This window comes from Noviherbaspirillum album, from assembly GCF_035916955.1.
Classification (GTDB): domain Bacteria; phylum Pseudomonadota; class Gammaproteobacteria; order Burkholderiales; family Burkholderiaceae_D; genus Noviherbaspirillum; species Noviherbaspirillum album.
Genome location: NZ_JAWIIV010000094.1, coordinates 1 through 3,759, shown reverse-complemented (window position 1 = coordinate 3,759; position 3,759 = coordinate 1). Strand labels below are relative to the sequence as shown.

General features: G+C 53.7%; 3 protein-coding genes and 1 pseudogene. 2 read left to right on the top strand and 2 right to left on the bottom strand.

Going from position 1 to position 3,759, the window contains the following annotated elements:
• Positions 1-462 (bottom strand): hypothetical protein (locus tag RY831_RS32755; RefSeq protein ID WP_326510464.1); only part of this gene is annotated, 462 nt, incomplete at its 3' end.
• Positions 463-685: 223 nt separating this feature from the next.
• Positions 686-1,438, bottom strand: coding sequence for a formylglycine-generating enzyme family protein (locus RY831_RS32750; protein WP_326510463.1), 753 nt, complete (start codon positions 1,436-1,438; stop codon positions 686-688).
• A gap of 324 nt (positions 1,439-1,762) precedes the next feature.
• On the opposite strand from RY831_RS32750, the gene RY831_RS32745 reads away from it, so the two are divergent.
• Both RY831_RS32745 and RY831_RS32740 read left to right on the top strand, forming a co-directional pair.
• Complete coding sequence (locus RY831_RS32745) at positions 1,763-2,899, top strand: carbohydrate-binding protein (protein ID WP_326510462.1); 1,137 nt, start codon at positions 1,763-1,765, stop codon at positions 2,897-2,899.
• A gap of 687 nt (positions 2,900-3,586) precedes the next feature.
• Positions 3,587-3,682: pseudogene (locus RY831_RS32740) on the top strand (TetR/AcrR family transcriptional regulator); the annotation flags it as partial.
• Between the last annotated feature and the right edge of the window lie 77 nt (positions 3,683-3,759).

Sequence of the window (3,759 nt, the reverse complement as noted above, 5' to 3'; positions counted from 1 at the left end):
GCCTCCGCTCCGGTGAAAGAAAAACACCCTACTAGCGTAACCGCTCGTAGGGTGGAGGGTGACCATCTCATTAGCCCCCGCAACTAATATCAGCTTCACCACGGACCCCAACGGCGTTGCGATCCAACTGAGCGCCGTCTCCAAGAATGAAGGAACATTCGTTCCTTCCGATGTCACTTTCTGCCCTTCTCTTCCTGGATCGGACCAGTCCAGCGATAGCAGGCCATTCATTAGCCAGTTAGATGCGACGTCCGCCACGGCCCAAATTTCATGACGCCATACAACCAGGACAATCAGCCAGACACCAAACGCTAACAGGCCGGCCAAAACTGACATCAAAGCCAACCGAGGCCGAATGCCGTCGCGCAAGCCCAAGCCCAGGCTGGCTCCGACTTCAGGAATCGCATCTACTGGTCTACGTATTGAACGCGTTTCGCTTTTCTTGTAGCTGAATGTTTCCATGGTTGGCTTCCTGAATCCTTGCGCACACTGGGAATAGTCCGCATTCTTTGGTTTGCATGGCCGCTTCTGAGCAATGTCTTACCAGTCTGAATTGGAAGCGGCAGCCCTACGGCACGGTCCTGCAACTACTTTCGCGGATTGAAACGGCTATAGACGCTTTTTTGCCTATCGGAGTTTGCCGGAATAGTTCTTTTCAGTGGAGGCAAGGTGTCAAGCTCGCTTCCTAATTCATGTATGCGCAACGGAACCCCACGTACACTGCATAGAACTTCGCAGGTTTGTACTGCATTCCGTCTACCTTCATCTTGGCTTGGTCGTACCACCACGATCCGCCAGCGGTTAGCCTCTCCTCTCCGCTCGCATCGGAAAGCCATTCCCATACATTTCCACCAGCATCGAACAACCCATTGATTCCCGCACCTGTGCTTCCGACGGGGGCGTGCCGAGCCCAACCATCAGCGTCGCCTGACACATTGGCGCGCCCCTCGTTCTCTCCTGTAGGGTAAAGATATGTGCGACCGTTTTCGAAAGGTCTTGGCGGCGAAGCACGCATTTCAGTGTACGCCGCGAGCTGCCATTGCTGCTTGTTAGGCAAAAAACCTCCAGCGGCTTTGCAGTAGGCTTCGGCTTCTGCAAAGCTAATATGTACGGCAGGTTCATTGTCGCCGCCTAGTACCCCAAACGGCGCAAGATAGGTCCAACCGCGTCGACGCTCCCAACCCGAACCCCACTCAAAGCCACCACCTTCGCGCTCCGCCGCAGTGATAATCCCGTGCTTCCTCGCATAGTTTCTGAACTGGCCAATCGTAACCTCTGTGATATCTATTGAAAAGCTACCGAGGTTGGCGCGGGCTTCCGATATAGCCCTCTGCCCTGCTTCTGTATTGGCAGTGCTTTGGGCTGCAATGCCGGCACTCAGCAGCAGAAACACGCAGATGTATCGAGTCTTTCCAAGCGGCATAATGATATTTCCCAAGGGCTATGTATGCTACAAAGTGAAGGTAAAAGCTCACGCTGACACTAAGCTAAAGTATAAGCTGAGGAGTCTTTGCGAGCTTTCGTTCCAGAAGCTCCGCGATCAAGAAGACGCCACCTTTCGGTCCGTTAAGGTACGGGCGCGTAACCAAGATACGCTTCGTAGCCATTCATACGTTCGTTGTATTGCGCTACCAGTCGAAGTACATGAGACTGTTTTTACTTCATCAAGGGTTTCGTACCGGTGCCCGTTTCTCATAGGCACAGCCGTACGTTTTGGTAATTCGAGGCGAATCACGCAATAGCCACAAAAGAAATAAACATCATGAAACCGCTATCCTGGTCCAGGTTATGCTCTCTAGGGTTATCGGGCATCGTAGCAGTGCTGATGTCTGGTTACAGTTTCGCTCAAAGTCAGACAGTGGACAGCGCTGACAAGAACTCAACACTCCGCTACAACATTCGCTCGCCGTTTGATCTACCTGGCGTTGCATCCAGTCCCATCGCGTTTCCCGGCGTGCTTGAGTGGACAGTGGATGGTCGGCGCGTCGTGGTGTACCCGTCCATCCCCGGGAATTCGGTCGACGTCGGACATAGTCATCCCGGTCTACACGTTGGGCCGAATCAGATCCACGTGCAGGGCCCGTTATTCGGTTACGCCGATGTGAATGTGGGCATTGTCTATTCCGTGAGCGGTGGCGAGCCTGGAACCGGGTCTTCACGGATCACGGAGAAGGTCGACATTCGCAACAAGTCGAGCCAGCCGGTTAATCTTGGTAGCATCAACGGCCTGGGTTGGCTGCCTAATCCAACAGACCCGCACAATGCCGGCCTAGAGGTTCCCGACATTTCCGGACTGACCTTGACTGGCGCCACCATCGCATTCACGCAGGGAAAAGGACTGGACACTGCCGCGGCATCGCTGCTGACCGATCCTCCCTTCGCCCCGCTTACGATCTACCCTGCGGCTGCGATCTCGGGGTTCAACTCCTTCCGAGTTCCCGCCGTCGTATTAGAGTCTGGCGCCACCCTGACCATTCTCACTGAGCTCAATGTCAGTAAAACCCCGCCTATCGTGGTTCCACCTATCGAATTTATTGAGGGCGAAAGCTTCTCAAGCACGCGTGGGGCCACTATTGAGGGTGCCTACCTCGCAAGCCTAGATAACGGCGACTGGGTGGCTTACGACCAAGTAAACTTCGGCGCCAGCGCGACGGTATTCGAGACGTTGGTTGCGGTTGATCCGCAGTTTGCCAATCAAAGGTTGGAAATCCGCCTGGACTCGCCTACCGGTGCGAAAATCGGCGAAATGGTCATGCAATCGACGGGCAGCTTCTCTACTTTCCAAACGCAGCGAGCAACCCTGACGCAGCCGATCGCCGGCGTGCATAAAGTTTATTTAGTCGCGGTTGGCACCTACGGTGTGGGGAATATCGATAGATTCAGGTTCATTCCTGGATAAGGAGCTCAGCGCATGATTGCCCCGACCGCGGCCGGTTCAGATGGACTCAATCTGCGCGTTAGAGCAGAGCGTGCAAGTGCGCAGGAAGGAGGATGTGAGGGCTGGGGTGAGGGGGCCGGCCCAACATATTATCGGGCCGGATCTATAAGACTGCAAAGCCACAACGATGGCCATCGCAGAAAAAAGATGGCTGAAATAAGAAACTCTGGCATGACAATTCCACAAGTACACTGATCCCGATTCAAGAAAAGCAAGTCATGCAGTAGGAGGGCCATGTCCCCTGCACTCTCCACTACTCGCATCGGTGCCGATGCGCTTACACGAAACCTGATATGAAATTTTTAGCCAGTGCTCAGGTTATTCGGTCAGTTCATGCATTCTGAGTTTGCCACTGTTGCTGACCTAGTAAGGCCAGCCTTCGCCTGCTGAGCGCAGAATGCGGCTGCTCCAAAGACGATTCACTGCTTGGCCACCCTGCTCTTCTTCATGGCAGGACTCCTACTTCCAAGAGTAAAAAATCGCACCGATAATTCTACGTCGGAGCGCAGCTGCTTATTAGGATACGGTCAGTCTAACGCGTCGACTGATTTGATATTTTCACGCAATGTAAATTTCTGAATCTTCCCTGTGGAGGTCTTAGGCACTTCTCCAAATACAACGCGACGTGGAACCTTGAAGCCAGCCAAATGCTTGATGGATGACCTAACGGCCGAAGCCGGGCTTACTCGTGGTGCGCTTTACCATCATTTTGGAGACAAGAAGGGGCTGCTGCAGGCGGTCATGACCTGCTACCCAATTTAGTCCGACATTGCGATGGAATCCGCGGTTAAAAATCCTTTTGCAAACTGGTTGGGCGGCAG

Bases quoted from the DNA above. Each gene is read 5' to 3' on its own strand.
- RY831_RS32745 (WP_326510462.1), top strand. From the start codon at position 1,763: ATGAAACCGCTATCCTGGTCCAGGTTATGCTCTCTAGGGTTATCGGGC.